At 71.5% G+C, this 3,799-nt stretch carries 3 protein-coding genes; all 3 read right to left on the bottom strand.

Annotation, left to right across the window (positions count from 1 at the left end; translation table 11 throughout):
* Positions 1–155: 155 nt before the first annotated feature.
* Positions 156–2,078, bottom strand: a complete 1,923-nt coding sequence (gene ftsH, locus FV233_RS28625) for an ATP-dependent zinc metalloprotease FtsH (RefSeq protein ID WP_147899548.1) — start codon at positions 2,076–2,078, stop codon at positions 156–158.
* Between the two features lie 147 nt (positions 2,079–2,225).
* A complete protein-coding gene (tilS, locus tag FV233_RS28620; protein ID WP_147899547.1) occupies positions 2,226–3,236 on the bottom strand; it encodes a tRNA lysidine(34) synthetase TilS in 1,011 nt (336 codons plus the stop codon).
* 106 nt (positions 3,237–3,342) lie between these two features.
* The coding region (gene ybgF, locus FV233_RS28615) for a tol-pal system protein YbgF (RefSeq protein ID WP_147899546.1) at positions 3,343–3,799 on the bottom strand (457 nt) is incomplete at its 5' end.

Genomic DNA, 3,799 nt, shown 5'->3' with positions numbered 1-3,799 from the left:
CTCCCGACCCCTGCTGACTCAGGGACCACCCTCCCCCGCAAAGGGGGGAGGGGGATGCGCACGTGGCCGCAGCGCCTATTCGGCAGGAGGCTCAGAACCAAAAACCCAACAAAAAAGGGCGCCTCGCGGCGCCCCTCTCATCCCATCTGTCCGGCTCAAGCCTGCGGCTGAGGCTCCAAGCCGCCGTCGCTCTCCTTCGGGCGGCCGCGGCCCGCGGAGGGGACCGAGGAGCCCCGGGCCGGGGTCGGGGGCACGTCGCCGCCGTCGCGGATCGGGGGCTGGCCCTTCAGCAGGTTGCGGATCTCGTCGCCCGAGAGCGTCTCGTATTCCAGCAGCCCCTGAGCGAGCGCCTCCAGGTCGTCCTTGTGCTCGGCCAGGATGCGCCGGGCCTCCTCGAGGCCGGTCTCGACCAGGCGGCGGACCTCTGCGTCGATCTTCTGGGCGGTCGATTCCGAGACCGATTGCTGCCGGCCCATCGACATGCCGAGGAAGACCTCGTCGTTGTTCTCGCCGTACGCCACGGTGCCGAGCTCGGGCGAGAAGCCCCAGCGGGTCACCATCATCTTGGCGAGCCGGGTCGCCTGCTCGATGTCCGACTGGGCGCCCGAGGTCACCTTGTCCCGGCCGAAGGTCATCTCCTCGGCGATGCGGCCGCCCATCATAATCGCCAGCCGCGAGGTCATCTGCTCGAAGCTCATGGAGAGCTTGTCGCGCTCGGGCAGCTGCATGACCATGCCCAGCGCCCGGCCGCGCGGGATGATGGTCGCCTTGTGCACCGGGTCGGTGGCCGGAACGTTGAACGCCACGATGGCGTGGCCGCCCTCGTGATAGGCGGTGAGCCGCTTCTCGTCCTCGGTCATCACCAGGGTGCGCCGCTCGGCGCCCATCATGACCTTGTCCTTGGCGTCCTCGAACTCATGCATCGTGACGATGCGCTTGCCGCGACGGGCCGCCAGCAGGGCCGACTCGTTGACGAGGTTCATCAGGTCGGCGCCCGAGAAGCCGGGGGTGCCGCGGGCGATCACCTTGAGATCGACATCGGGAGCCAGCGGCACCTTGCGGACGTGGACCCGCAGGATGCGCTCGCGGCCGGTGACGTCCGGGTTCGGCACCATGATCTGGCGGTCGAACCGGCCCGGGCGCAGCAGCGCCGGGTCGAGCACGTCGGGGCGGTTGGTCGCCGCGATGATGATGACACCCTCGTTGGCCTCGAACCCGTCCATCTCCACGAGGAGCTGGTTCAGGGTCTGCTCGCGCTCGTCGTTGCCGCCGCCGAGGCCAGCACCGCGATGACGGCCGACCGCGTCGATCTCGTCGATGAAGATGATGCAGGGCGCGTTCTTCTTGGCCTGCTCGAACATGTCGCGCACGCGGCTGGCGCCAACGCCCACGAACATCTCGACGAAGTCGGAGCCCGAGATGGTAAAGAACGGCACGTTGGCCTCGCCCGCGACCGCCCGGGCGATCAGGGTCTTACCGGTGCCGGGCGGGCCGACGAGCAGCACGCCGCGGGGGATCCGGCCGCCGAGCCGCTGGAATTTCTGGGGGTCGCGGAGGAATTCCACGATCTCCTGGAGGTCTTCCTTGGCCTCCTCGACGCCGGCGACGTCATCGAAGGAGACGCGCCCGTGGGCCTCGTTCAGGAGCTTGGCCTTCGACTTGCCGAAGCCCATGGCGCGGCCGGCGCCGGACTGCATCTGGCGGCTGAGGAAGATCCAGGCGCCGATGAAGACGAGGATCGGCAGCCAGCTCACGAGCAGCTGGATGAACCAGGGGGTGTTGTCCGACGGCGGACGGGCGGTGATCGTCACGCCCTTGCCCTGGAGCTTGGAGACCAGGCTCGGGTCGTTGGGCGCGTAGCTGGTGAAGTTGCCGCCCCCGACATAGGTGCCGGACACGTCCTGCCCGGAGATCACCACCGACTGGATCTTGCCGGCATCGGCATCGTTGAGGAGCTGGCTGTAGGCAATCTCGCTGCCGCCGCCCCGGTGACCCGGGTTCTGGAACAGCGTGACGAGGGCCAGCACCAGCAGGAAGATGACGACCCACAAGGCAAAGTTGCGAAAATTCGGGTTCATCGATCAATCCTTGGTGCGTGCGGCCCCCTAGACGGACACCTCGCGCGGCTTTGCCGGTCCATCCGTGCACACCTCGCCAATGTAGGCGGGGGGGCCTTCCTTGCCAAGTAAGCCGGTCCCCCCTGCGGCGAGGGCAGCATCTATCCGTCAAACGGCGGTCTTGTGCCGGCGCAGCGGGGCCGGCGCCAGACTCACCGTGCCGGCGGAATCGGTTGCGACCAAAATCCCCGCCAGGGTGCGGCGGATCGGCTCCCGGCGGCGCAGGGCCGGCAGCACGGCCTCGAAGACAAGGGATTCCAGGCGCTCCAGCCGGCGCGGCGCGGCGCCCACCCGGGTCAGGGCCGCGTCGAGGCAGCGCAGGGCGATGGCCTCCGGCAGGGCCGCCAGCACGGCGCCGTCGAGGCGCAGCGCCGCGGCGTCGGTATTCTTTGCCGGCAGCAAAACCGCCGCGAAGGCCTGCGCGGCCGCGGCCCGGAGGGCGTCGTCGTCCCGGGCGGCCCGTTCGGCGAGGCGCGCGAGCCGCGCCGGGCTCAGGCCCTCCCGCTCCAGAGCGGCCCAGCTCGCGCGCAGGCGGCCCCGGGCGAAGCGCGGATCGGCGTTGGCCGGGTCGCGGACATGCGGGATGTCCCGGGCCGCACACCACGCCACCAGTATCGCCTTCGGCAGGGCCAGGAACGGCCGCCCGAGGGTGAGGCCGGGGGCGAGCGCTCGTTCGGCCCGCATGCCGGCAAGCCCGGCCGGTCCGCTGCCGGCGGCGAGCCGCATCAGCACGGTCTCGGCCTGATCGTCCTGCGTGTGGCCCGTGAGCACGAGGCCGGCGCCGATCGCCTCGGCATGGGCGGCCAGCAGCCGATAGCGGGCGGCCCGGGCCGCGTCCTGCAAGCCGGTGCCGGGCTTCGAGCCAGCCCAGGCCAGCACCGCGTGCGGCAGGCCGAGCGCCCGGGCCGCCCGCCCGACGCCCTCGGCCTCCGGGCCGGAATCCGGGCGCAGGCCGTGATCGACGGTGGCGACCCGCACGGCCGCGCCGAGCGCCGCGGCGGCGTGCATCAGCGCGCTCGAATCGGGCCCCCCCGAGACGGCGAGCAGCACGCCGCGCTCGGGCCGACCAAGCCAGGGCGCGAGGGCGCGGAGGACCGGATCGTCCGACTGTCCGGTCATGGATTCAAAAGGTCCCCGACCTTTTGCGGGTCCAGGGCAGAGCCCTGGTCTCTCGGGGGCTCCACCCCCGAACCCCGCCAAAGGACTAGCCCTTTGGGATCCCCGGTCAGGCCGCGCAGCGGGCGCGCTTCTGCTCCCGGGCGACGCCCTGGCGGACGCCGGAGCCGGCATTGGGGAATTTCCGGTCCAGCTCGGCCAGCGTCGCGCAGGCCTGCTCGCGGGCGCCCAGGGCGTTGAGCGTAACGCCGAGCTTCAGCATCGCGTCCGGAGCCTGCGACGAGCGGGCATAGTCGGTGGAGACCTTCAGGAACTGCTCGGCCGCCTCGCGGTTGCGGCCGCGGGCCAAGTAGCTCTCGCCCAGCCAGTAGGTCGCGCCGGCGACCCGGTTGTCGCGGGGATGCGACTGGATGAACTGGCGCAGGCCCATCTCGGCCTGCTCGTACTGCTTGGAGCGGTAGAGCTCGACCGCGGTCTCGTAATCGGCGGCCGGGTCGCCGGTCCGGGTGGCGGCCACGCTCTCGGCGGGGCGGGGCGCCGGGACCGGGATCGCGCCGGTGCGGGCG

Origin of the sequence: Methylobacterium sp. WL7 (assembly GCF_008040085.1) — a bacterium.
Lineage (GTDB): Bacteria > Pseudomonadota > Alphaproteobacteria > Rhizobiales > Beijerinckiaceae > Methylobacterium > Methylobacterium mesophilicum.
The sequence above is the reverse complement of the archived record's forward strand: the minus strand, read 5'-3'. Positions and strand labels throughout refer to the sequence as shown.